At 58.8% G+C, this 23,961-nt stretch carries 21 protein-coding genes; 6 read left to right on the plus strand and 15 right to left on the minus strand.

All coding sequences use genetic code 11. The features are described 5' to 3' along the window. Window positions 1-7 precede the first annotated feature (7 nt). The 8 genes from B9G99_RS15970 to B9G99_RS16005 all read right to left on the minus strand — a co-directional run bounded on the left by B9G99_RS15970 (window position 8) and on the right by B9G99_RS16005 (window position 9,615). Entirely contained in the window at window positions 8-1,288 is a 1,281-nt protein-coding gene (locus tag B9G99_RS15970) for a TRAP transporter large permease (RefSeq protein ID WP_086623064.1), read from the minus strand. 5 nt (window positions 1,289-1,293) lie between these two features. After that, window positions 1,294-1,827: a TRAP transporter small permease gene (locus tag B9G99_RS15975; RefSeq protein ID WP_086623065.1), complete on the minus strand. Its 534-nt coding sequence runs from the start codon at window positions 1,825-1,827 to the stop codon at window positions 1,294-1,296. Window positions 1,828-1,891: 64 nt separating this feature from the next. After that, complete coding sequence (locus B9G99_RS15980) at window positions 1,892-2,890, minus strand: TRAP transporter substrate-binding protein (protein WP_086623066.1); 999 nt, start codon at window positions 2,888-2,890, stop codon at window positions 1,892-1,894. Between the two features lie 353 nt (window positions 2,891-3,243). Beyond that, window positions 3,244-3,402: a YqaE/Pmp3 family membrane protein gene (locus B9G99_RS15985; RefSeq protein ID WP_086623067.1), complete on the minus strand. Its 159-nt coding sequence runs from the start codon at window positions 3,400-3,402 to the stop codon at window positions 3,244-3,246. 183 nt (window positions 3,403-3,585) lie between these two features. Further along, the gene (budC, locus tag B9G99_RS15990) at window positions 3,586-4,347 is read right to left on the minus strand and encodes a meso-2,3-butanediol dehydrogenase (protein WP_086623068.1); all 762 of its coding nucleotides are present in this window, start codon (window positions 4,345-4,347) and stop codon (window positions 3,586-3,588) included. A 60-nt stretch (window positions 4,348-4,407) separates the two neighbouring features. Continuing rightward, window positions 4,408-5,346, minus strand: a complete 939-nt coding sequence (gene epsC, locus B9G99_RS15995) for a serine O-acetyltransferase EpsC (protein ID WP_086623069.1) — start codon at window positions 5,344-5,346, stop codon at window positions 4,408-4,410. A 229-nt stretch (window positions 5,347-5,575) separates the two neighbouring features. After that, window positions 5,576-7,897, minus strand: coding sequence for an ATP-dependent DNA helicase (locus tag B9G99_RS16000; RefSeq protein ID WP_227875850.1), 2,322 nt, complete (start codon window positions 7,895-7,897; stop codon window positions 5,576-5,578). After that, on the minus strand, window positions 7,894-9,615 hold the full coding sequence (locus B9G99_RS16005) for a VRR-NUC domain-containing protein (RefSeq protein ID WP_086623071.1): 1,722 nt from the start codon (window positions 9,613-9,615) through the stop codon (window positions 7,894-7,896). The genes B9G99_RS16000 and B9G99_RS16005 overlap by 4 nt, the downstream gene beginning before the upstream one ends. Before the next feature lie 131 nt (window positions 9,616-9,746). Between B9G99_RS16005 and B9G99_RS16010 the strand changes: the two genes are divergently transcribed. From B9G99_RS16010 to B9G99_RS16020, 3 genes are all read left to right on the plus strand, one after another. Further along, window positions 9,747-10,544 (plus strand): transporter substrate-binding domain-containing protein, encoded by a 798-nt coding sequence (locus B9G99_RS16010; RefSeq protein ID WP_086623072.1) that lies wholly within the window; start codon window positions 9,747-9,749, stop codon window positions 10,542-10,544. Between the two features lie 98 nt (window positions 10,545-10,642). Continuing rightward, on the plus strand, window positions 10,643-11,761 hold the full coding sequence (locus B9G99_RS16015) for a succinylglutamate desuccinylase/aspartoacylase family protein (protein ID WP_086623073.1): 1,119 nt from the start codon (window positions 10,643-10,645) through the stop codon (window positions 11,759-11,761). A gap of 164 nt (window positions 11,762-11,925) precedes the next feature. Beyond that, complete coding sequence (locus B9G99_RS16020; RefSeq protein ID WP_086623074.1) at window positions 11,926-12,177, plus strand: CsbD family protein; 252 nt, start codon at window positions 11,926-11,928, stop codon at window positions 12,175-12,177. Window positions 12,178-12,420: 243 nt separating this feature from the next. Here B9G99_RS16020 and hda read toward each other — a convergent pair whose 3' ends face one another. Then, on the minus strand, window positions 12,421-13,122 hold the full coding sequence (gene hda / locus B9G99_RS16025) for a DnaA regulatory inactivator Hda (RefSeq protein ID WP_086623075.1): 702 nt from the start codon (window positions 13,120-13,122) through the stop codon (window positions 12,421-12,423). A gap of 192 nt (window positions 13,123-13,314) precedes the next feature. Here hda and purM point away from each other — a divergent pair, with 192 nt between their 5' ends. From purM to B9G99_RS16040, 3 genes are all read left to right on the plus strand, one after another. Continuing rightward, window positions 13,315-14,382 carry a phosphoribosylformylglycinamidine cyclo-ligase gene (purM, locus tag B9G99_RS16030; RefSeq protein WP_086623076.1) on the plus strand — a complete coding sequence of 356 codons (1,068 nt, stop codon included), beginning with the start codon at window positions 13,315-13,317 and terminating at the stop codon, window positions 14,380-14,382. 16 nt (window positions 14,383-14,398) lie between these two features. Continuing rightward, a complete protein-coding gene (purN, locus tag B9G99_RS16035) occupies window positions 14,399-15,115 on the plus strand; it encodes a phosphoribosylglycinamide formyltransferase (RefSeq protein ID WP_086623077.1) in 717 nt (238 codons plus the stop codon). A gap of 247 nt (window positions 15,116-15,362) precedes the next feature. After that, window positions 15,363-16,442 carry an aldo/keto reductase gene (locus tag B9G99_RS16040; protein WP_086623078.1) on the plus strand — a complete coding sequence of 360 codons (1,080 nt, stop codon included), beginning with the start codon at window positions 15,363-15,365 and terminating at the stop codon, window positions 16,440-16,442. Between the two features lie 170 nt (window positions 16,443-16,612). On the opposite strand, the gene ykgO is transcribed toward B9G99_RS16040, so the two are convergent. From ykgO to serC, 6 genes are all read right to left on the minus strand, one after another. Beyond that, complete coding sequence (ykgO, locus tag B9G99_RS16045) at window positions 16,613-16,756, minus strand: type B 50S ribosomal protein L36 (protein ID WP_086623079.1); 144 nt, start codon at window positions 16,754-16,756, stop codon at window positions 16,613-16,615. A gap of 148 nt (window positions 16,757-16,904) precedes the next feature. After that, window positions 16,905-18,581, minus strand: coding sequence for a 30S ribosomal protein S1 (rpsA, locus tag B9G99_RS16050; protein ID WP_086623528.1), 1,677 nt, complete (start codon window positions 18,579-18,581; stop codon window positions 16,905-16,907). Window positions 18,582-18,763: 182 nt separating this feature from the next. After that, complete coding sequence (gene cmk / locus B9G99_RS16055) at window positions 18,764-19,459, minus strand: (d)CMP kinase (RefSeq protein WP_086623080.1); 696 nt, start codon at window positions 19,457-19,459, stop codon at window positions 18,764-18,766. After that, on the minus strand, window positions 19,456-21,705 hold the full coding sequence (locus B9G99_RS16060) for a bifunctional prephenate dehydrogenase/3-phosphoshikimate 1-carboxyvinyltransferase (RefSeq protein ID WP_227875851.1): 2,250 nt from the start codon (window positions 21,703-21,705) through the stop codon (window positions 19,456-19,458). The genes cmk and B9G99_RS16060 overlap by 4 nt, the downstream gene beginning before the upstream one ends. Continuing rightward, entirely contained in the window at window positions 21,702-22,820 is a 1,119-nt protein-coding gene (gene pheA / locus B9G99_RS16065) for a prephenate dehydratase (RefSeq protein ID WP_086623081.1), read from the minus strand. Before pheA ends, B9G99_RS16060 begins: the two co-directional genes overlap by 4 nt. A 4-nt stretch (window positions 22,821-22,824) precedes the next feature. Then, on the minus strand, window positions 22,825-23,904 hold the full coding sequence (serC, locus tag B9G99_RS16070) for a 3-phosphoserine/phosphohydroxythreonine transaminase (RefSeq protein WP_086623082.1): 1,080 nt from the start codon (window positions 23,902-23,904) through the stop codon (window positions 22,825-22,827). Window positions 23,905-23,961 lie beyond the last annotated feature (57 nt).

Below are 23,961 nucleotides of genomic sequence, written 5' to 3' on the forward strand. Positions count from 1 at the left end.
GGCAGGGCTATTCGATGACACCCGGCAGCCACATGGAGATGACAGGAATGTAGGTCACCAGCATCAGTACAACAAAAAGCGCCAGATAAAACGGCCAGATGGTTCGAACGGCCTGTTCCATCTTGATCTTGCCAATCACGCTGCCGACGAACAGACATCCTCCGACCGGTGGTGTGCAAAGGCCGATGCCCAGGTTGATCATCATGACCACGCCAAACTGGATGGGGTCCATGCCGAACTGGGTCGCAATCGGCAAAAAGATCGGCGTACAGATCAGAATCAGCGCCGCCATGTCCATGATCATGCCCAGTGCCAGCAGCAGCACGTTGAGCATCAAAAGGATGACAATGGGGTTATCCGAGATATCCAGCAGCATGTCGGTCAGAAGCTCCGGCACGCTGTAAAGCGCCAGCAGATAGGAAAACGCCGAGGCACAGCCCACCAGGATCATGACCAGCGAAGTCGTCCGTACCGACTGATAGACCGCCTTTTTGAAGTTTCCCCACCTCAATTCACGATAGACCAGTCCCGTAATCACGATGGCGTAGATGGCCCCGAAAGCACCTGACTCTGTCACGGTCAGAATACCTGACAGCACGCCGCCAACGATGATGATGGCGGTCATAAGCCCCGGAATTGCGGCCACCAGACTGATGAACAGCGCGCGCCAGCCCGGAAAGGACTCGGCCGGATAGCCTCTTCTGACCGCAACCACATAGGCCGCCACCGCCAGGGCCACACACATCAGAACGCCCGGTACGACACCCGCCATGAACAGCTGCGTCACCGAAATACCGCCACCGGCCGCCACGGCGTAAAGAATCATGTTATGGCTGGGAGGGATGACTACCCCGGCAATCGAGGAGGTCACCGTCACGTTGACGGCGTAGTCGGCATCGTAGCCCTTCTCCTTCATCACCGGGATCAGGATCGAACCCAGTGCCGAAGTGTCGGCCACCGCAGAGCCTGAAATACCGCCAAAGAGCATCGAAGAGCTGACGTTGACCAGCCCCAGGCCCCCGCGCACGCGCCCCACGGCCGCCGAGGCCAGCCTTACCAGACGGTCGGAAATGCCCCCATGCAGCATCAGCTCGCCGGCAAAGATAAAAAACGGAATGGCCAGCAGTGAGAACACCGAAATACCCGACAGAATGCGCTGAAAGCCGACAAACAGTGGCAGCCCTTCATATAGAAAGGTCACGACGGCTGCCAGGCCAACAGCGAAGGCGACCGGCGCCCCAATCACCAGGCCGATAAAAAACACGCCAAACAGAATCATCAGGCCCATGCGGTTTACCCCCTGGTGGTATGGGTAAGACGTTCAAGAATGTTGGCGCCGGCAAACAGCACCATCAGCACGCCGCAGATCGCCAGAGGCGCCGCCCGCCAGCTCTCCGTCAGCCCGATCATGGGGATCGCCCGACTGGTGTTATCAAGCACCAGAATGCTTCCCTGCCAGGCCATGAAGGCACCAAAAATGAGCACAAAAAGATCGGCAATATGGCACATGATCACTCTTGGAACGGCCGGCATGGCCTCACGTACCATGTCGATACTCAAGTGCGTGTTCTGGCGCACGCCGGCGGCCGCCCCCAGACAGGTGATATAGACCACGATCAGCAGCGAGGACTGCTCAACCCAGGTGGGCGTGTCGTTAAGCACGTAACGGCCAAAGACCAGCCAGCCGAACGAGGCAATCAGAAAGACCAGCAGCGCTCCGGAGACCACGATGCACAGATGGGCCAGGCCATCGAGCATGCGCCCTGCCATGCCTGCTTGAGCATGCTCCTCGGGAATGTCCCGAATCTGATCGGTAGAGCTATCCATGAGACCTGTACTCCCGGGCAGGCTCCACCATCAGCAGCGGAGCGCGCCCTTCGCGGTAGTGGCGTTATTGTGCGTTGCGAATATCGTTGAGCAGCGGCTCAAGATCGGGATGTTCCTTGATGAAGGCGGCGTAGATCGGCTCCATTTTTGCCTGAAAGGCCGGCTTGTCTACCTCGTTGATTTTGGCACCGGCTGCGATGACGTCCTCGCGACTCTTTTTGGAACCTTCTGCCCAGAGCTTGCGCTGAAGCGTTGCGGCATCAAGTGCGGCCTTGCGCACAATCTCCTGATCCTGCTCGGACAGCTTGTCCCAGCTTCTTTTGGCAATACACAGGCACTCGGGCAGGATCAGGTGCTGGGTTTCGGAGTAGTACTTCGCGATTTCATCGTGCCCGCTGGATTCGTAGGAAGGAAAATTGTTTTCCGCCCCGTCAATGACGCCGGTCTTGAGCGACTGATATACCTCGCCATAGGACATGGGTGTGGCGTTTCCGCCCAGCGCATTGATCATGTCCACATAGAGGTCATTGTTCATGACGCGAACCTTGAGCCCCTGCATGTCTTCGGGCTCATTGATGGGACGTTTGGTGTTGTAGACGCTGCGCGCCCCGGAATCGAACCAGGACAGGGCCACCAGCCCCTTCTGTTCCAGTGCGTCGGCAAACCGCTTGCCGATCTCGCCATCCATGACCTTGTGCATGGCATCGACATCCTTGAACAGAAACGGCAGCGACAGCACATCGGTTGCCGGCACGATCGGACCCATCGGCCCCATATTGAAGTTGGCAAAGTTCAGCGCCCCACTACGGGTCTGCTCAATGGCATCGGGTTGATCACCCAGTACCCCATTGTGATAGACCTTTGCCTTGACGCGTCCCTCCGTATTCTCGGTGACTTCCTTGACGAAGCTGTCGAGCGCCTCACTGTTGGGGTAACCCGGCGGATGAGCGTTCCAGCCACGCCAGTTATCGGCCTGCGCGGGCAGCGTCGTGATGGCCATGACGCCAGCCACGGCCGCGGCCTGAAGATAACGAACAGGGGTGGAGGATAATCTGATCGACATGGCATGCTCTCCTGGCGGTGAGTAAAGGGGTTTTCGCCAATCAACGTGTTCCCCGTACGCTGGGCGGAAGGTAGCCATGTCCAGTGAGCATTGAGCGACCCGATTCGGGCGGGTCACCTGCTGACTATAAGAGGCCTGTTCGGATGGGAATGGCATGGCTGGCATGCAATTTGTCATACATCATATCAATGACACCACTATACGATGTGTCATTGGACCTTGTATGTAGAACATACACCTTGACTTTATCCTGCCCGTTTCCACCGTCCACGCAGCCCTTTTATGAAAAAAGGGAGCGCCCTGCTGGGCGCTCCCTTTTGATCATCAGGATCTCATCGACAGGTGATGGGATCCTAGCGGCGTGCAATGATCCAGATGGCATGAATGATGCCGGGAATGTAGCCCAGCAGAGTCAACAGGATGTTGACCCAGAACTGCAGCCCGAGACCTACCTGAAGGAAAACGCCAACCGGGGGCAGCAAAATGGCAAAAATGATTCTGATGATGTCCATATCTTGGCCTCACTTCATTAATGAAGGTGTTTTAACGACGCCAGTCCTGCCGCCGTGTGGATACGGATATGAGGGTCGTCAGTACCAAAGGCAAGGCCATGCCCCAAAGCGCCTTGCCACAAGCCTGTTCTCATATCCGCGTGCAAGGAGCGCAAGTGTAGACGCTCACGAATGATCACGCGATCAGCCAAGGCGTGGCTGACCATTGGAAGCCATCAGGCCGCCATCAACCGGCAGGTTGACACCGTTGACAAAGCGCGCGTCGTGACTGGCCAGAAACACGATGACATCGCCGACTTCTTCAGCCTCGGCCGCGCGTCCGAGCGGCAGGCGATCGGCAAAGGCCTTCATGATGTCCTCATTACCGGTAATCCCGCTGGTCAAATCGCTTCGTGTGATGCTGGGACAGACCGCATTGATGCGCACGCCCTCATGACCATAATCCAGCGCCATGGCACGCGTCAGATTGCTCACCGCCCCCTTGGAAGCGTTGTACATGCTCATGTTCCAGTCACCGCCCAGCCCTGACACGGAGGAGACGTTCACGATCGCTCCCTTCGTTTTTAAAAGCTCGGGGAGTGCGGCGCGGCTGGCATAAAACACGCCATCGACATTGATGCTCATCACCTGCTTCCAGTCATCAATGCTGGCCTCGTGCACCTTCCCTCCCGGCGCCACACCCGCGTTGTTGACCAGAACATCGATCTGCCCGAACCGACTGACCACGTCGGTCACCAGCTGATTCATCGCCTCGTCATTGGCAACGTCTGCCACGTAAACCAGTGTCTCACCGTCGATGCTGTCGGCCACCCGATCCAGCTTCTCTTTCGTGCGACCAATCAGGACCACTGTGGCGCCTTCGCTGGCAAAACGCCGGGCTGCCGCTTCACCGATGCCTGAACCCGCGCCGGTGACCATGACTACCTTGTCGTCAAAGCGTTTCATCGTAACTCCTGTTTGCGATGCGTGTTGCCGTTAAATTACTCAATATAACGGTATAAAAATTTAGCAGGGGGACTTCTGCAAACTGGCCTGAGAGACGTTGCTGTGGGGTTCGACGCTTCGCGTCAGCCACACGTTACCGCCAATGATCGAGTCGTGCCCGATCGTGACGCGGCCCAGAATGGTGGCCCCGGCATAGATGACCACATCGTTTTCCACGATCGGATGGCGCGCATGCCCCTTCTCCAGCTGACCGCTTTCATCGGCCGGAAAGCGTTTGGCCCCCAGCGTGACGGCCTGATAGATCCGGACGCGATCGCCGATAATGGCAGTTTCACCGATGACCACACCGGTCCCGTGATCGATGAAAAAGCCCGAACCGATACTGGCGCCGGGATGAATGTCGATCCCCGTGGCCGAGTGGGCGGCTTCAGACACCATCCGGGCCAGAAGCGGCGCGCCGGTCGAATAGAGCTGATGTGCCAGGCGGTGATAGATGATGGCGGTGATGCCCGGATAGCACAAAAGCACCTCATCCACGCTGCGTGCGGCCGGGTCACCGCGATAGGCCGCCATGATGTCGATGTCCAGCCAGTGACGAATGGTCGGCAGTTTGGCGCCGAAATCACGCACGATGCTGATGGCCTGCTCGGAATGGTCCTGCGGCGCTTCACCACGACGCATGGCGGTATGATCAAGCTCCAGCAGGACCTGATCGAGCAGCGCATTGAGGGCGGCATCCAGCGTGTAGCCGACAAAATAGTCTTCGCTGTGATGGCGCAGATTGGAGGGGCCCAGCCGCATGGGGAACACGGCACCAATAACTTCCTCAACCACCTCATTGATGATCTCGCGCGAGGGCAGACTGCGCCCGCCGGACTCGTTGGTGCGCCCGTGATCGGCACGCCACTGCTCGCGAGCGTTTCTAAGATCGTGCACTACATTATCGAGCTGCCAGTCGATGGCGTGATCCGCCTTGCTGTAATGATTTAACCGTGCCATGTGATTGTCCTGGAGTGCCGGACGCACCGCCGGCCAGAGCCCTGCGATGTGTCATGTCATGAATCGATATGCTGTTGAGCGTAGCGCAGTCGGCCTGATACGGCCCGTTAACCCGCCCTGCGCCTCTGGTGTCAGAGCCGCGTGTCAGTACGATGGAAAGCCTGTGCCCTGTAAGTGGGCGCCGAAGCACCACTTTTCAATGAAGCCCAATGGGCAACATGTCGACGACTCAACCGCCCCGTGGAAGCGTCCACCAGCCGGGCAGCAGGGTTTGAATCTCGTGATGTCTGAAGCGATCATCGATGAGATGGATGACGCCGCGATCCTCGGGGGAGCGAATCACACGGCCGGCAGCCTGCACGACTCGAGTGATGCCCGGATAGAGATAAGCGTAGCGATAGCCATCGCCAAACAGCGCCTCCATGCGTGCCTTCATCTGCTCGTTGACAGGGTTGAACTGCGAAAGCCCAAGCGTTGCGATAAAGGCTCCGATCAAGCGCTCGCCGGGCAGATCGATCCCTTCACCGAAAATCCCTCCCAGCACGGCAAAGCCGATGCCCTGCCCCTCTGACGTGAAGCGCGCCAGAAAGGCATCTCGCTCGGGTTCTGACATGCGCCGAGACTGTGACCACTGCGCCACATCAGGCGCATGGTCCGCCAGCGCACGGCTGACCTGCTCGAGATAGTCAAAGCTGCTGAAAAAGGCCAGATAGTTGCCGGGACGCCGGCGAAACTGATGCGCCATCAGTTCGGCAATGGGGGCGAGCGAGGCGCGTCGGTCGCGATAGCGCGTTGAAATATGATCGGCCAGGTGGACCTCGAGCTGGCAGGCCGTAAAGGGAGATGCCATTTCAAGCCAGGGCGTGGCGATATCAAGCCCGAGCTGATCACGATAGTAATGGCTCGGCGAAAGCGTTGCAGAAAACAGGACAGTCGCGTGCGCTGCCTCAAACCGTGGTGCCAGCAGCGGGGCCGGCACCACATTGCGCAGGGACAGCGTCGCCTGGCGCCCGCGTCGTTCGATGTCCAGCAGATAATGTTCGGCATCCACCTCGCTGGCAATGTCGGCAATCCGTGTGATCTGCATGGCGTCAAACCAGGCTTCCAGCAGCACGCTGTCCAGAGCGACAGGCGTATCGACCATGAAGTCTCCAACGGCCGTGACGAACTGCGACAGCGCATTGAACAGCTTGCGCGGCGGCGACTCGAGACACACGTAGTCGCCCTCATGCGCTCGCAGCAAGGCCTTCCACTGTCGCCAGAGCCTGTCCAGCGGTCGCCTGAGTGCGGTCGGTGCATCACGTCGAGCCGCTGCAAAGCGGCCCTGATCAAATTCGGCGCCGTACATGGCCCGCCCGCGCTCAACGAGATTGTGCGCCTCATCGATCAGAAGACTGACCCGCCACTGATGCTGTCGCGTCAGGGCATACAGCATTGCGCTGGTATCAAACCAGTAATTGACATCCCCGATCACGACATCGCACCAGTGCGCCATCTCCTGACTCAAATAGTAGGGACAGACGCTGTGATCCAGTGCGACGCGGCGCAGGCCCTGCTGATCCAGCCATCCCGCTCGCACGGCGGCCTGGCGCGCCCGGGGCAGCCGATCATAAAAGCCGCTGGCCAATGGGCAGCTCTCGCCATGGCAGGCAAGCTCCGGATGCTCGCAGGCCCTGTCACGAGCGATCAGCTCCAGCGTTCGAATGCCGGGATCGCCCTCATCTACAGGAGGATGCGCCATGCCTAGCGTGGTCAACGCCTCGAGCGCCAGCCGACGCCCGGTGGTACGCGCGGTGAGAAAGAACAGACGATCAACACGCTGGCCCGGCATGGCCTTGAGGGCGGGAAACAGCGTCCCCAGCGTCTTGCCGATACCGGTTGGCGCCTGCAGCATCAGATCACGCCGGGTGCTGATCGCCTTGAAAACACTTTCCGCCAGCGCCCGCTGACCGGGTCGAAAATCGGGGTGAGGAAACGAAAGCTGCGTTAACCGCTGCGTACGGGCAGCCTCATGTGCAAGCTCCTGCTCGGCCCAGTGGATGAAGCGCTCGCACTGCTCGATAAAAAAGGCTTCCAGCACATTGCGCGTCATCGTCTCTACCAGCACGCTTTCCCGCTGCTGCTCGATGTCGAAATAGACCAGTGCGATCTCGATCGAATCGAGTGAACGCTCGCGGCACAACAGCGCGCCGTAGACCTTCGCCTGCGCCCAGTGCAGGGCGCGCTGATTGGCCGGCATGGCGTCAATATCACCGCGATGGGTCTTGACCTCTTCCAGTCTTTTAAGCGTCGGATCAAACCCATCGGCCCGGCCACGAACGATCAGTGCGCCATATCGGCCTTCAAGGGCGACCTCGTGCTCGTAGTGCTCGCCTCGACGTGAAGCCACCACCTGATGGCCGGCAATGCCCTGCTGCGCGGTGGGCGCAGGCGTAAATCGCAGATCAAGGTCACCCGCGCGCGCGGTAAATTCACACAGCGCGCGCACTGCCACGCGATAGCGCGGCGTGTCGTCGCCATTCAATGCTGCGATGGCCCCCTCTGCGCTCAAGTCGTGCCCTCGTCATCGCTCCAGCGCACATGACACACCGTGACCGGCATATCGTGCTGCGCACAAAAGGCAATCCAGCGCTTCTGGTTGTCCTGTAGCCGATCGCCGGGTCCCTTGACCTCGATCATCTCATAGCGCGGTGAGCCTTCCGGGGCGTTCGGATAGAAGCGGATGAGGTCCGGCATGCCGGACCGATTGGCCCGAATATCGGTTAAAAGCCGCTCGAACCAGTAACGCAGATGCGCCGGCGGCAGGCATTCCAGTGCCAGCGTCAAAAGTTCTTCATTCAGGGCGCCCCAGTGCACGAAGGGAGACTGTATCCCCTGCTTTTCCCGGTAGCGCTGTCGGATAGCCTGCTGCCATGTCCCCGCCTCGAGTCGCGCCAGACAGTGCGTAAAATACGACTCACGCTGCGGATAAAATTCAGGGCGCATCAGATCGGCGGGACCGCTTTGAAACGGGTGAAAGAAGGCCCCGGGCAGCGGTGCAAAGATGGCCTCCCAGCACAGCAGGCCAAAGAGTGCGTTGATCAGCGTGTTTTCGACATAAAACACCGGCGCCTCAGAGGTCTCCAGATGCTCACGCACGGCGCGCTCGACCGAGGGACTGCGCGGCAGGATCACATCGCACCGCCGAGCAGCCGTCTGGGCTTCGAGTAACGGTTTTTCCATGTCGAGCGCACGATGCAGCCTCGGCTGAATACGCGCGGCCTGCTGACGCTCGGCTTCACTGGTGGGCACCTGCTGAGCATCACGGCACAGAGTCAGTGCCTGCTCGAACTCATCCAGCCGCTCCAGCACTCGTATGCGACGAATGCGCGCCTCACCATGGCGGCTTTGAGCGTAAAGCTCGCTGGCACGTGCCAATTCGCCCTGACGCTCGCAGTAACGGGCGATGGCGTAGAGTACCCGACCCCGTCGCGCCTCCAGCCAGAGGCTGCCCTCCAGACATGAAGGCAGTGCCGCCAGTACCTCGTCGATATCATGACCGGCTTCAAAGCGCGCCCGGCAGTCGTGAATCTGCCAGTAGCGTTCGATATCCGCGCGGGACTGAAAGGGTCGCGAGTCTCGAGTGAAGGGCACCACTTCAAAGCGGTAAATGCCCTGATCCGCCAGCACGAACTCGGAAAACTGCTGGCGCAGGTTGCCAAAGAACATCAGACGAAGCCGCTCACACACCGTCATGGTGGTCAGCCGAACGACCCGGGAGGTCATGGGCTGTCCCGTGACCGAGCACCACGCATCAAGCGTCAGCGCCTGATCAAATATCGGTATCAGGGTTTCTTTCAGCAGTGCCTTGCGATCACGAGGTCGACTCAGGTGATCACTGAACATGCCGACCAGTTCATCTCGCGTGAAAAGGTCGAACAGCTGCTCCAGCGTCAGGCAGGGACGCGCATCCACAAGCCCCTGCTCGATCAGTGGCGTAAGTGCCGTTGAGGTCTTCCCGATCTCCTCGTAGGCAAGACGATCGAGACGAAAATGCTCGCCCTTGCGCATGATCATGCGCACCAAAAGCGCTTTGGAAGATACGGGCAGGCGTTTGAAGCACGTGATGAAATCACGCTCGGCGTCGTCCAGCAGATCGTCGTAACGCTCGCTGACCCAGGTCACGACGTTGTCAAAATTGACCAGGTAATAAAGCGGGTCGTTCAGCGAATCCGCAACGCTTAAAAGGGGAACGTCAGTAGACGCGACACAGGCAGGTGTACTGTTCATGCATCCATGGTATCAGCGCCGTCGGGCCGGTGGCGAGAGCATCGCCAAACACTATTGCATGGCGTTGTAGCAGGTATACACTCGCTCATCGTGTCGACAATCGTATCGGCTTGAAAACAAGGACAACGACAATGAAAGCACTGTTAAGCGCCACCTGTATGGCGACCCTTTTGATCTCTGGCGGTGTGATGGCCAAAACCCCGGACAACGTCAAGCTGGCCATCGACGTGCCCTATGAGCCCTTCGTCTATCGCGCCCCGGGGGGAGAGCTTGAAGGCTTCGAGATCGATCTGGGCAACGAACTCTGCAAGCGCGCTCAGCTTGAGTGCAGCTGGGTCGAACAGCCATGGGACGGCATCATCCCGGGACTTCTGGCGCGCAAGTACGACGCCATTCTGTCCTCCATGGCGATTACACCGGAGCGCGAGCGACAGGTGCTCTTTTCGATTCCCTACTACAACACGCCCAGCATCTGGATTACCGCCCGTGATCGCGATATCGACATTGATGATCGTGACAGTCTCAAGGGACTGAGCGTTGGCGTTCAGCGCGGCTCCATTCGCGATGTCTACGTCACCGAAATGTACGGTGATGTGCTCGATGTTCGCCGCTATGGGTCTTCCCAGGACGTTGAAAACGACCTTGAATCCGGCCGACTGGACCTGGCCTTTGAAGATTATCCGCTGGCCATCGAGAGCATCGATTTTCGCAATGATGACAGCCCCTTCAAGCAGATCGGGACCGAGATCAGCACGCCCAAACGCATTTTTGGCAGCGGCGCCGCCATGGCATTTCGCACGCGCGACAAGGCGCTGGCCGAGAAATTCAATCAGGCCATTCGCGATGTCTACAGTGATGGCACCTTCGACACCCTGATGAACAAGTATTTCGACTATGACCTGTCCATCCATTCCGAGCTTGCAAAGTAGAAGCTGCGAAACAACAGGTCAGGTAGTACAGGCAGGCACCGGCCTGCCTTTTTCAAGCGGCCCCGGCGCCGCTTCTCGAACCGATTCAGGACGATTTTGTGGAACATCGTACTCATGAACTGCTGGGCGCCGTCCCGGGCCATATCAGCCAGCTACACAGTTTTCATTACGGCCCACAGGACAGTGAGCACAGCATCTATATCCAGGCCTCACTTCATGCCGATGAGCTGCCGGGCATGCTGGTAGCCTTCAAGCTCAAGCAGCACATGGCCGAGCTTGAAGCCGCCGGTCTTTTGCACGCACGCGTGTGTATCGTGCCGGTCGCCAACCCGATCGGGCTGACCCAGCAACTGATGGATGTTCCGCTGGGACGCTATGAGCTGGAAACCCTGAAAAACTTCAACCGCCACTATGCGGACATGACCGATGCCATTGCCGACGATCTGACGAGTGAGCTGGGCAGCGATGACGTCAATAACATACGCATTATCAGGCATCGTTTTCTCACCGCGCTGAACAACAAATCACCTGCCAACGCTCTTGAGTCACTGCAACTCACCCTGCAGCGCCTCGCCTGTCAGGCCGATTACGTACTGGACCTGCATTGTGATTTCAACGCCGTGGCGCATCTCTACACCACACCGGCTGCCTGGCCGACATTCGAGCCGCTGGCACGCTATTTCGGCGCCCGTGCCAGCATGCTGGCAACCGACTCGGGCGGTCAGTCGTTTGATGAGTGCTTCACGCTGGTCTGGGAGCAGCTACGCGAGCGTTTTGGCGAGCACTTCCCGATTGGCTACGGTACGCAGTCCATCACCCTGGAGCTTCGCGGGCAGAATGATGTCGATCACGAACTGGCCGATCACGACAGTCGCGCCATTGTTGACTGGATGATCCATCTCGGACTGATTCATGGCGAAGCACCGCCACTGCCGGTACTGGAATTTCCGGCCACGCCGCTGTCGGCGATGGAATTTCTGGTGGCCCCTGAAGGCGGTCTGCTGGTCTTTCATGCCCACCCGGGCGACCAGGTGGTCTGCGGTCAGCTCGTGGCCGAAATCATTGATCCGATCAAGGATAGCGTCCATGAGGTACGCGCAACACAGGACGGCATGATCTATGCCAGAAGCCAGCGACGCATGGCGACCGCCGGCATGATCGTGGCAGACCTGGCCGGTCACGAGAGCCGTCGCAGCGGCTATCTGCTGGCCCCCTGAGCATCGATTCCTTTCGTAAAAGACTTCTTTACCGATGGCTGGTACCTGCTTTCGACATGTGACAATTTTGTTGTGCCGAATTGCAGATAATCCTGGCGTAACCGCCAACATGAGATAGATTTAGGACAGTACAAGGTTTATCCATCCAGCGGAGTCAGGACACCATGCTCAAGAATCAGATCGAAGGCGAAACCAAGACTGCAGTAGGCAAGGCGCAGGAAGCCTATGGTGACTTTGCCGATGATAACGAGATGCGTACCGAAGGTCGTCTGCGCAGCGCAGCGGGCCAGGTACAGTCCCAGTATGGTGAAGTCGTTGACAATGCCCGCGAGTTTACGGTCAAGCAGCCGGTCGGCGCGCTGGCCATTGCAGCAACCGTCGGCTTTGTACTGGGTGCGCTGATCACACGTCGCTGATCACCTCTCAGACATGACCGCCTGCAAAAAACCGGCCCCATGAGGGCCGGTTTTTTTGTGTGATAAGCCTTCGCGCTTTTCTGGGAAAAGGGGTGGCAACCAGACAGGTTCTGACAGAACTGGAGGCAATAAAAAACCGCCCGGGGAAGTGGGCGGTGAACAGGAAACCAGAAGTGATGATCCCTAGTATAGGTGGTCCTGATAGAACTGCCAGGAACAGCCATCATTTCATGCTTCGATGGCTTACCAGTCGAGCGCGCGTTTAACAAAAGGAATGGTCAATCGACGCTGCGCCGAGAGCGAAGCACTATCGAGACGGGTCAAAAGCGCCAGCATGTCGCCCAGTTTTCTTGGCCCACGATGCAGCAGATAACGCGCGACTTCATCGGGCAGTTGCATGCCACGCTGATGCGCCCGAAGCCGCAGTACTTCAAGACGGTCCTGATCGCTGAGCGGCTGCAGATGAAAGGTCATGCCCCACCCCAGACGCGATGCCAGATCCGGAAGTACCACCGGCAGCACACGAGGCGAGGCCTGGGCTGCAATGATCAGCCGACAGTTGGCATCCCTCAGGCGATTGAAGCAGTGAAACAGGGCTTCTTCCCAGCGCTTGCGACCGATCACACGCTCAAGATCATCAATGGCAATCAGGTCCAGCGCCTCGAGATCCTCAAGCATATGCGGTGGAAAATGCCCCAGATCGTCGAGCGGCAGATACAACGCCCTGGCCCCGCGATTGCTGGCTTCCAGGCAGGCCGCCTGAAGCAGATGGGTTCGTCCGCTGCCGGAAGCTCCCCATAGGTAGATAAACTGCTCGCCGCCGTCATCAAGCTGATGGCGCAGATGGGTGACAAGACCTGCATTGGCACCGGGCCAGAAGCTGGCAAACGTGACATCGTCACGCGCACCAACACCTAGCGGAAGCTGTAGGGTATCCGGACTCATTACGGCGTCCATGCTCAAAACAAGGGGAACAGTGATCACATTATCATGAACCCGATCACTTCGGGCAGCCTGTCGATCGTCAAGCATGCCGCGATGCGATTGGCCATGGCCGGTGATACAATGCCGTCCTTCTTGATTATCGCTCTGGCCCCGGCCGGAACCCCGTCTCATTTTCAGTGACAGGACCCCAACATGACCGAGCCTTCGTCTCGTGACTCCCTCTCCTACAAGGATGCCGGTGTTGATATCGACGCCGGTAATGCGCTGGTCGAGCGCATCAAGCATGTCGCCAAGAGTACAACACGGCCGGAAGTAATGGGTGGGCTTGGCGGTTTTGGTGCCCTGTGCCAGCTTCCCAGCGGCTACCGCGAACCGGTACTGGTGTCAGGCACCGATGGCGTTGGCACCAAGCTCAGGCTGGCCATGGATCTGGGACGTCATGACACCATCGGTATCGATCTGGTGGCCATGTGTGTCAACGATCTGGTGGTCGCCGGCGCCGAGCCGCTGTTCTTCCTTGACTATTACGCCACCGGCAAGCTGGATGTCGAGATGGCCGCCGATGTGGTGACAGGCATCGGCGAAGGCTGTCGTCAGGCCGGCTGTGCGCTCGTCGGCGGCGAAACCGCCGAGATGCCGGGCATGTACGAAGGCTCCGATTACGACCTGGCCGGCTTTTGTGTCGGGATCGTTGAAAAGTCGGAAATTCTGGATGGCTCGAAGGTCGGCGAAGGCGACGTGGTGCTGGGTCTGGCCTCAAGCGGCCCTCATTCCAACGGTTACTCCCTGATTCGACGCGTGCTCGAACGCAGCGGTGCGGCGCCCGATACGCGTCTGGACGATGGCCAGGCCCTGCGCGATGCGCTGATGGCGCCTACACGAATCTACGTCAAGTCGCTGCTGGCCATGCTTCATGACAGCGATGTCAACGTGCACGCGCTCTCCCATATTACCGGTGGCGGCCTGCTCGAAAACATTCCTCGCGTATTGCCGGACAATACCAGCGTTCATATCGATGCACAGTCCTGGCCACGCCCCGCTGTCTTTGACTGGCTGCAGCGCGAAGGCAACATCGATGAAACCGAGATGCATCGCGTACTCAACTGTGGCATCGGCATGGTGGTCGTAGTACCGGCCAACCAGGCCGAACAGGCCGAGACCTTTCTGGAAAGCACGGGCGAAACCGTGTATCGGCTGGGTCACGTCAGCCGCTCGGATGATGCAAAGCCCAGCGTTGTACTTGAAAACGCACGTTCGTAACCGAGCAGGAAACGTCATGTCCGACAGCGAAACCTCCGAGCAGAACAGTCAGTTCGAACAGCCCGACCGTCAGCGACTGGTCGTGCTGATCTCGGGAAGCGGCAGCAATCTGCAGGCGTTGATCGACGCTGAAGCCCATGATGAGCTGGGCGGTGAAATTGCCGCTGTCATCTCCAATCGCGGAGATGCCTATGGTCTGGTACGCGCCCGCGAAGCCGGGATTCCGGCCGTGGTACTGCCTCATCATGAGTATGACTCGCGCGATGCCTTCGATGCGGCGCTTGTAAAGGTCATCGATCGTCATGCTCCGGATCTGATCGTTCTGGCCGGCTTCATGCGCATTCTGACGCCGGCTTTTGTACGTCGCTATCACGGGCGCATGCTCAACATCCACCCTTCCCTGCTACCGCAATATCGTGGATTGAACACTCACGCCCGCGCATTGGCCGATGGGGTATCGGAACATGGCGCCAGCGTGCACTTCGTCAGCGATGAGCTCGATGGCGGCCCTGTCGTGGTTCAGGCCGCCGTCAGCGTGACACCGGATGACGATGAAGACGCCCTGGCAGAACGGGTGCTCACTCGCGAACACGTGATCTATCCGATGACGGTGCGATGGTTCATGCAGGGGCGTCTCAAGCTTACGCCCGAAGGCCCGCGTCTGGACAATCACCCGCTGCCCGCAGGCGGACTTCGACTATCTCCCGATGATGTGACCGAAGAAGATCTCTGAAGCCTCGCGCCTTGCCTTTAATGCCCTTGTTCTGATGATCGCCATCACCGTCTCACGGTGATGGCGATTTTCTGTGACACGTCTGACTCGCCCTCTCCGACACAAGCATTGTGTGTCCCCTGCCGATTTTCAGACGGTCCTTTTCCTGTGTTAACCCTTCCGGCTTGCCGCACTGACCGGTTATGCCAGGCTTATGACCTGATCAATCACTTGATTGAGTCTGCCAGGAAAACAGGGAAGCTTTCACATGAAATATCGTCCGCTCGGCAACTCCGGTCTGCTGGTTTCTGAAATGGCGCTTGGGACCGTTCCTTTTGGAGGCAGCGGCGGCTTTGAAAAAGCGGCCAGTGTTGATGTTGATGGCGCACGACGCCAGTTTGATCTGGCACTGGAAGCCGGCGTCAATTTGATCGACACAGCCGACCTCTACTCCATGGGCGAAGCCGAAGAGCTGGTCGGTCGCGCCCTTGGTGACAAGCGACACGACATCATTCTGGCATCCAAGGCCAGAAGCCCCATGGGCGACAACCCCAACCACAGTGGCTTTTCGCGCTACCACCTGATCAATGCCTGCGAGGCGAGTCTCAAGCGTCTTGGCACCGATCATATTGATCTTTACCAGATACATAACTGGGACGGCGTCACACCGGTCGAGGAGATGCTTCATGCCCTCGACCATCTCATCAAGAGCGGCAAGATCCGCTACTACGGCACCTCCAATTTCACCGGCTGGCAGATGATGAAAACCATCGGCAAGGCGGAACTGCATAATGTGACATTACCAATCAGCCAGCAGATCTATTACACGCCGGAGTCTCGTGAGGCCGAATACGAGCTGATGCCGCTGGCGATCGATCAGAATATCGGCACGCTGATCTGGGGGCCATTGGGAGAAGGCGTTTTCAATGGCAAGCTGCGTCGTGGCCAGAAGGCGCCGGAGGGCACACGTCAGGGCAATGGCTGGCCGGAGCCCTATATTCATGATATGGCACGTGCCTATGACATCATCGAACTGCTGGCCGAGATCGGTGAAAAGCACAATGCCTCGATCCCGCGCACCTGCCTTGCATGGCTCAAGGATCGCCCCGGTGTGACCTCACTGATCATCGGCGCTCGCAATGAAGAGCATCTACGGGATGATCTGGCCGCCGCCGAGATGACGCTCGACCAGGACGATATTGACCGTATTGAGACGGCCACACGTCCGGCACCACAGTATCCGTACTGGCACCGAGTGGTCTCCGGCATGGATCGGATCGACAGGGCGGAAAAACCCTTTATCGATAATTACCGCAAGACCATCGAGAACCGCAGCGACCAACGCTGACGATAGACAGCGTTCATTGGCCCATGACACAGGGCCCTACCCATTGGGTAGGCCCTGTTAATCACACACTGTACTGAACACCAAAACATGACCCATAAAAAAGGCCCCCAATGAAGCATTGGGGGCCTTTTCGCGTGGAGTCCCGAAGGTCTCCAATCATGCCAGAGGCATTAACGCTTGGGCTTCGGACGGCCCTGAACGGCCTTGAAGCGCGGGTTGGTCTTGCAGATAACGTAAACGCGACCACGGCGCTTGACGACCTGACAATCCTTGTGGCGAGTCTTGGCTGACTTGAGTGAGCTGACGACCTGCATGCTACCTCCGTCTCCCTGAGTAATCAGGGGCGATTAAATCCGTGATTTCAACATTGTCGCCAGCAGGATGGATCCTGCTGACGACAGTGTCATTGATATGTCTGAACAGACCTATACAGCCATCCAGCGGATGACCGCAAGCGTGCTATCAGTCCTGATTCATCTGCTGCTTGATCAGGTCACCGATAGTGGTCGGACCGGAAGTTTCGGTCTCCTGCTCACGCATGTTGCGCATGTTCTGACGAGTCTCGTCCTGATCCTTGGCGCGGATGGACAGGTTGATGACGCGGTTTTTGCGATCAACACCAACGATGCGCGCTTCGACGCTGTCGCCTTCGTTGATCACGGTACGGGCGTCTTCAACACGGTCACTGCTGATCTCGGAAGCCTTGAGTACGGCGATGACGTCGGTTGCCAGCTCAACGTAGGCTTCACGGGCATCCACTTCGGTCACGCGACCGGACACAAGCGCGCCCTTGTCGTTAACGGCCAGGTACTCGGACATCGGATCGCTTTCCAGCTGCTTGATGCCCAGCGAGATGCGCTCACGCTCCGGATCGATCGACAGGATGACAGCCTCGGCTTCTTCACCCTTGCGATAGCGACGAACGGCTTCTTCACCGGTTTCGTTCCAGGAGATGTCGGAGAGGTGCACCAGACCATCAATGCTGCCGTCCAGACCGATGAAGATACCGAAGTCGGTGATCGACTTGATGGTACCGGAGACACGATCGCCCTTGGCAAAGCGCGAGCTGAAGTCTTCCCATGGATTGGAGGTGCACTGCTTGATGCCCAGCGAGATACGACGACGTTCTTCGTCGATATCCAGCACCATGACTTCAACGTCGTCACCGACCTGAACCACCTTGGACGGATGGATGTTCTTGTTGGTCCAGTCCATTTCGGAAACGTGAACCAGACCTTCAACACCCTCTTCCAGCTCGGCAAAGCAGCCGTAGTCGGTCAGATTGGTCACGCGAGCGTTGACCTTGGTGCCTTCCGGGTAACGATTCTTGATGTTGACCCACGGATCTTCGCCCAGCTGCTTCAGACCCAGTGATACGCGGTTGCGCTCACGGTCAAACTTCAGCACCTTGACATTGATCTCGTCGCCAACCGCCACGATTTCGCTCGGATGCTTGATGCGCTTCCAGGCCATATCGGTGATGTGCAACAGGCCGTCAACACCACCGAGATCGACGAAGGCGCCGTAATCGGTCAGGTTCTTGACGATACCATTGATCTGCTGGCCTTCCTGCAGTGTCGCGAGCAGCGCTTCACGCTCGGCACTGTTTTCGGCTTCAAGCACGGCGCGGCGAGAAACAACAACGTTGTTACGCTTGGCATCGAGCTTGATGACCTTGAAGTCGAGTTCCTTGTTTTCCAGGTGCGCGGTATCACGAACCGGACGGACATCGACGAGCGAGCCCGGGAGGAAGGCACGGATGGAATTGACATCGACGGTGAAACCGCCCTTGACCTTTCCGTTGATCACGCCCTTGACGACTTCGTTTTCCTCGAAGGCTGCTTCCAGTTCCTTCCAGGCTTCGGCACGCTTGGCCTTTTCGCGAGACAGGCGCGTCTCACCGAAACCGTCTTCCACGGCTTCCAGCGCAACCTTGACTTCATCGCCGACACTGATGGTCAGTTCACCATTGTCGCTACGAAACTGTGCCGCAGGGATCTGCCCTTCGGATTTCAGCCCGGCGTTGACAGTGATCCAGTCACCTTCGATGTCTACCACGGTCGCCATGACAATGGCACCGGGTTCCATGTTGATGTCCTGAAGAGACTGTTCAAACAGTTCTGCAAAGCTTTCGCTCATGGTATTCCTATAGTGATCAACAAAAAGCAACCAGGACGGCTGCATTCTCCACGCCACCAGCAAGCGCGGGCCAATGACAAACTCCCCGGGGACGTTAACGCTGGTTAGACGTGGCAGGGTTTACAGATGTTGACCGCTGCCACCCCATGACGTCTTGCCGGGGCCTCCGGAAATTCAGGCGCTTATTGGGAGCTTTTCAAACCACGCAGGGAGAGAAGTGCTTCAATGCGTGCCACGACATCCGGGATCGAAAGCTCGGTCGTATCGATCGTGACGGCATCCTCGGCAGGCCTTAATGGCGCCACCGTTCGCTGCATGTCACGCGCGTCCCGAGCCTCTATCTCCTTTAAAAGGCTCGAAAGGCTAGCATGTTGTCCGGCCTGTCGCAACTGATCATGCCGTCTTCGAGCCCGCTCCTCGGCACTGGCCGTCAAAAATATCTTGAGCGGTGCCTCGGGAAAGACCACGGTACCCATGTCACGACCATCGGCCACCAGACCCGGTGTTTTGGCGAATTCACGCTGGCGTGCCAACAGGGCATCACGCACGCCGGTGATCGCGGCAACCTGCGAGGCGCATCCACCAACATGCTCGTTGCGAATGTCGGCGCTGACATCCTCACCTTCCAGCATGATCCGAGTGTGTCCATCTTCGCTGACAAAGGTCACATCCAGCTCACGCGCCACCGACTCAAGGGCAACATCGTCAGTCATCTCGATATCACGACGCAGGGCAGCCAGCGCTGTCAGACGATAAAGCGCGCCCGAGTCCAGCAGATGCCAGCCCAGATCCTGGGCGACCAGTCGACTGATGGTGCCCTTGCCCGCCCCACCGGGGCCATCAATGGCGATGACCGCTGCATTGATCTGCTGGCTCATGCGTCCTCCGAAACAACCTCAAGTTGCATGCCGACCTCTCGGGCCAATGCAGGAAAATTGGGAAAGGACGTCGCCACGTTGGCACAGTCACGGATGGTGATATCTCCTTCGGCGCGCAGGGCAGCCACGGTAAAGGCCATGGCAATGCGATGATCGCCAAGACTTTCGACTTCGCCCCCGTGGTAGCGACCACCCACGATGTCGATACCATCTTCGACCACCGTGTTGACCACGCCCAGAATGTCCAGACCGTCAGCCATGGCCTTGATACGATCGGACTCCTTGACGCGCAGTTCAAGCGCATCGCGAAGCCGGGTGGTGCCACTGGCGTTGGCGGCCGCGATAAAGAGCACCGGGAACTCATCGATGGCAAGCGGCACCTGATCCACCGGGATATCAATCCCGTGCAGCTCGGCGTAACGCACCCGTACATCGGCAACCGGCTCACCGCTGACCTTGCGCTCGTTGAGCAGCTCAATATCGGCGCCCATTTCGCGCAGGATGTTGATGACACCAACACGGGTCGGATTGATCCCCACGTGTTGCAGGGTCAGATCCGCGCCGGGCGTAATGGAGGCAGCCACCAGGAAAAACGCTGCTGAAGAAATATCTGCCGGAACATCAATGAAGCCGCCGGTGAGTCGACCACCACCTGCAATGTGGGCCACATCCTCATGACGGGCGACCGGGTAGCCAAAGGCAGTCAGCATGCGTTCAGTATGGTCCCGCGTCGGGGCCGGCTCGCGCACCCGGGTATCGCCGGTGGCATACATGCCGGCCAGCAACAGGCACGACTTGACCTGAGCACTGGCCATGGGCAGGTCGTAATCGATACCAGCCAGGCGCTGTCCTCCGCGAACGGTCAGCGGTGGGCGCCCCCCCTCACCGGTATCAATGACGGCGCCCATCAGTCGGAGCGGATCAGCGACGCGCCCCATCGGGCGGCGATTGAGAGACTCATCACCTGTCAGTGTCACATCAAACGTCTGTCCGGCCATGAGTCCTGCAAACAGGCGCATGCTGGTACCGGAGTTGCCCAGATAAAGCGCCCCACCCGGCTGTTTCAGCCCGTGAAGGCCTACTCCGTGGATGACCACACGGCCGGCCTGAGGGCCCTCAATCGCCACGCCCATTTCACGAAAGGCCTGAAGCGTGGCAAGACTGTCCTCGCCTTCAAGAAAGCCTTCCACGGTGGTGACGCCCTCGGCCAGCGCGCCAAGCATGATGGAGCGATGTGACATCGACTTGTCGCCGGGCACGCGAATATTACCCCGGACCTGTCCGCCGGCGCCCGCACGGTACACAACGTTTCTGGTTTCCATGACCTGATAGCTCTTCTGGCTGAGTAGTCTGTCGAAATAATGTCGCGCGTGACTGGCGCGGGAGAAGATGCCCAGCATGGCATCGCCATCGCCGCCTGCCACGGCGGTACGAAGTTCGCTGACACCGGCCTCGAATTCAGAAAGCGCTTCAAGCACCGCTTCCCGATTGGCCAGATAAATGTCGCGCCACATCACCGGGTCACTGCCGGCAATACGGGTGAAATCACGAAAGCCACCGGCCGCGTAGCGAAAGATATCGAGTCGATCATCCTGACGCGCCAGCGTATCGACCAGCGAAAACGCCAGCAGATGAGGCAAATGACTGGTCCGTGCCAGCACCTCATCGTGACGCTCGACCGTCAATTGCTCGATATGGGCGCCACAAACGCGCCATAGACGCTCAACGCGCTTCAGCGCCTGTACATCGGTATCGGCTTCAGGGGTCAGAATCACGCGATGACGCTGATATAGCGCTGGATTGGCAGCCTCGACACCACTTTTTTCCGCACCGGCAATGGGATGCCCCAGCACCAGCCAGCTCGGTACTCGCCCAAGCGCCGCCCGGATCTGATCACGAATGGCCGACTTGGTGCTGCCCACATCGGTCACCACCTGACCGTGACGGCGACGCTGGCTCAGCTGCGCCATGACCGGTGCTATCGCCATGACCGGTACGGCCAGCACAATCAGCGAGACGTGAGGCAAAAAGGCGGCCGGGTCGGCGCCACCATCATCGATCAACCCCATGCGTCGCCCAAGGGCAACTTCTTTGGGATTGAGGTCAACACCGAAGCAGCGTCCTGCGTAACCGGCGTCACGAAGCGCTGCCAACAGCGATCCACCAATCAGCCCCAGACCGATCACCAGAATGCCGGTCTCTTCTGATAATACGGTCGGCGTCTTCGAAATGTCCTGCTCGCTCAAAGCACACCCACCGGATAGGAGCCCAGCACCCGCACATCGGCGGCCCGCAGCCGCACTTCTTCCAGCGCAGCCTGCACGCGCGGCTCTTCCTGATGTCCCTTGAAATCGATGAAGAAAACGTAGTTCCAGAGCCCGTGCCGGGAAGGCCGGCTCTCCAGGCGCGTCATGTCGACCTTGTGACGATGGAAGGGCTCAAGCAGGTCATGCAGGGCGCCGGGCTGGTTGCGCATGGAGGCCACCAGCGACGTCTTGTCTTCGCCACTGGGCGGCACATCGTGATTACCGATGATCAGAAAGCGCGTCGAGTTGTCCGGCATGTCCTCGATCTTCTCTTCGAGGCGCTCAAGGCCATAAAGCCGCGCGGCCATGTCCCCGGCAATGGCCGCGGTGTGCCATTCACTCTTGACCCGGCGAGCCGCTTCGGCATTGGAAGACACGGCCACACGTTCGGCGTGCGGGTAATGAGCATCCAGCCATTTGCGACACTGTGCCAGTGACTGCGAGTGGGAATAGATGCGCGACACCTTGTCCCGGCGGGTGTTACTGCCCACCAGTAGGTGGTGGTGAATACGCAGCACTACCTCACCGCAGATTCGCAGGGAAGTGTCCATGAAGGAGTCCAGCGTGTGGTTGACCACGCCTTCGGTCGAATTCTCGACCGGCACCACCCCATAGTTGGCCGCCCCCGCCTCGACTTCACGAAAGACTTCATCAATGGCGGGCAGCGGCTTGCACACGGCACTGTCACCAAAATGCTTGAGCGCCGCCTGCTGGGTGAAGGTGCCTTCCGGACCGAGATAGGCCGCCCGCACCGGCTTTTCCAGCGCCAGGCAGGCCGACATGATTTCCCGGAACAGGCGCGCCATCTCCTCGCCCGCCAGCGGTCCCTTGTTGAGGGCCATGATGCGCTTGAGGACCTGAGCTTCACGCTCGGGGCGATAGAATACCGCCTCCGGGTCCTCGGCCAGCTTGACGTGAGCTACCTGCTGGGCGCAGGCGGCACGCTCACTGATCAGATCAAGAATTCGCTGATCCAGCGTATCAATACGGTCGCGCAAGGCGCCAAGATCCACGCCCTGATCGTTGTTGTCGAAAGAGGAAGGCTGATCGGTCATGTCATTACCCGTAGCGACGCTCGAAATCCTGCATGAAGGCCACCAGCCGATCAACACCCTCTTCCGGCATGGCGTTGTAAAGGCTGGCCCGCATACCACCCACGCTGCGATGTCCCTTGAGTGTCAAAAGACCTGCCGCCTCGGACTCGGCCAGAAACGCCTTGTTGAGCGTTTCGTCACCGAGGACAAACGGGATATTGGTCAAGGAGCGGTTGGCTGCAGCAATCGGGTTGGAATAGAAGCCGCTAGCGTCGATGGCCTCATAAAGCTTTTGCGCCTTGCGACGATTGACCTTCTCGATCGCCTCGACACCGCCCTTTTCCTTGAGCCATTCAAACACCAGCCCCGATAGATACCAGGCATAGGTCGCCGGCGTGTTGAGCATCGAGCCGTTGTCGGCAAAGGCCTTCCAGTTCAGCATGGAAGGCGTTTCACGACGCGCGCGATCCAGCAGATCGTTGCGAACAATGACGATAACGATCCCGGCCGGACCGATGTTTTTCTGCGCACCGGCGTAGATCACACCGAACTTGGAGACATCCACTCTGCGTGACAGGATCGAGGAGGACATGTCACAGACCAGCGGCGCCGCCACCTGAGGTACGTAATCCATCTGCAGGCCGCCGATGGTTTCGTTATCGCAGTAGTGCAGGTAAGCCGCATCTTCTGACAGCGAGAGCATTTCCTGACCGGGCGCGGCGGTATAGCCGTTATCCTCGGCTGAGGCCACCAGATGTGCCTCGCCCAGATGCCGGCCTTCCTTCAGAGCCTTCTGAGACCAGATACCGGTATCCAGATAGTTGCCACATCCGCCCTGCCCCAGCAGATTGAATGGCACACACCCAAACTGCTGGGTAGCGCCGCCCTGCATGAACAGCACACTGTAGTTGTCCGGCACCTGCATCAGCTCGCGCAGATTGGCCTCGGCGCGCTCTGCAACAGCAATGAAGGCCTCACTGCGATGACTCATCTCCATGACGGAAAGGCCACGCCCCTCAAAATCAAGCATCTCATCGCGCGCGCGCTCAAGCACGGCGGTGGGCAGCGTGGCGGGGCCGGAACAGAAATTGAAATGTCGGGTCATGTCAGGTCTCGACGGGCTTGAAAAAATAACGGCGCCCTTCCCTGAAAGGCGCCGATG

The sequence above is a fragment of the Kushneria konosiri genome (assembly GCF_002155145.1).
Classification (GTDB): domain Bacteria; phylum Pseudomonadota; class Gammaproteobacteria; order Pseudomonadales; family Halomonadaceae; genus Kushneria; species Kushneria konosiri.

Bases quoted from the DNA above. Each gene is read 5' to 3' on its own strand.
- B9G99_RS15970 (WP_086623064.1), bottom strand. From the start codon at position 1,288: ATGGGCCTGATGATTCTGTTTGGCGTGTTTTTTATCGGCCTGGTGATT.
- B9G99_RS15975 (WP_086623065.1), bottom strand. From the start codon at position 1,827: ATGGATAGCTCTACCGATCAGATTCGGGACATTCCCGAGGAGCATGCT.
- B9G99_RS15980 (WP_086623066.1), bottom strand. From the start codon at position 2,890: ATGTCGATCAGATTATCCTCCACCCCTGTTCGTTATCTTCAGGCCGCG.
- B9G99_RS15985 (WP_086623067.1), bottom strand. From the start codon at position 3,402: ATGGACATCATCAGAATCATTTTTGCCATTTTGCTGCCCCCGGTTGGC.
- budC (WP_086623068.1), bottom strand. From the start codon at position 4,347: ATGAAACGCTTTGACGACAAGGTAGTCATGGTCACCGGCGCGGGTTCA.
- epsC (WP_086623069.1), bottom strand. From the start codon at position 5,346: ATGGCACGGTTAAATCATTACAGCAAGGCGGATCACGCCATCGACTGG.
- B9G99_RS16005 (WP_086623071.1), bottom strand. From the start codon at position 9,615: ATGAACAGTACACCTGCCTGTGTCGCGTCTACTGACGTTCCCCTTTTA.
- B9G99_RS16010 (WP_086623072.1), top strand. From the start codon at position 9,747: ATGAAAGCACTGTTAAGCGCCACCTGTATGGCGACCCTTTTGATCTCT.
- B9G99_RS16020 (WP_086623074.1), top strand. From the start codon at position 11,926: ATGCTCAAGAATCAGATCGAAGGCGAAACCAAGACTGCAGTAGGCAAG.
- hda (WP_086623075.1), bottom strand. From the start codon at position 13,122: ATGAGTCCGGATACCCTACAGCTTCCGCTAGGTGTTGGTGCGCGTGAC.
- purM (WP_086623076.1), top strand. From the start codon at position 13,315: ATGACCGAGCCTTCGTCTCGTGACTCCCTCTCCTACAAGGATGCCGGT.
- purN (WP_086623077.1), top strand. From the start codon at position 14,399: ATGTCCGACAGCGAAACCTCCGAGCAGAACAGTCAGTTCGAACAGCCC.
- B9G99_RS16040 (WP_086623078.1), top strand. From the start codon at position 15,363: ATGAAATATCGTCCGCTCGGCAACTCCGGTCTGCTGGTTTCTGAAATG.
- ykgO (WP_086623079.1), bottom strand. From the start codon at position 16,756: ATGCAGGTCGTCAGCTCACTCAAGTCAGCCAAGACTCGCCACAAGGAT.
- rpsA (WP_086623528.1), bottom strand. From the start codon at position 18,581: ATGAGCGAAAGCTTTGCAGAACTGTTTGAACAGTCTCTTCAGGACATC.
- cmk (WP_086623080.1), bottom strand. From the start codon at position 19,459: ATGAGCCAGCAGATCAATGCAGCGGTCATCGCCATTGATGGCCCCGGT.
- pheA (WP_086623081.1), bottom strand. From the start codon at position 22,820: ATGACCGATCAGCCTTCCTCTTTCGACAACAACGATCAGGGCGTGGAT.
- serC (WP_086623082.1), bottom strand. From the start codon at position 23,904: ATGACCCGACATTTCAATTTCTGTTCCGGCCCCGCCACGCTGCCCACC.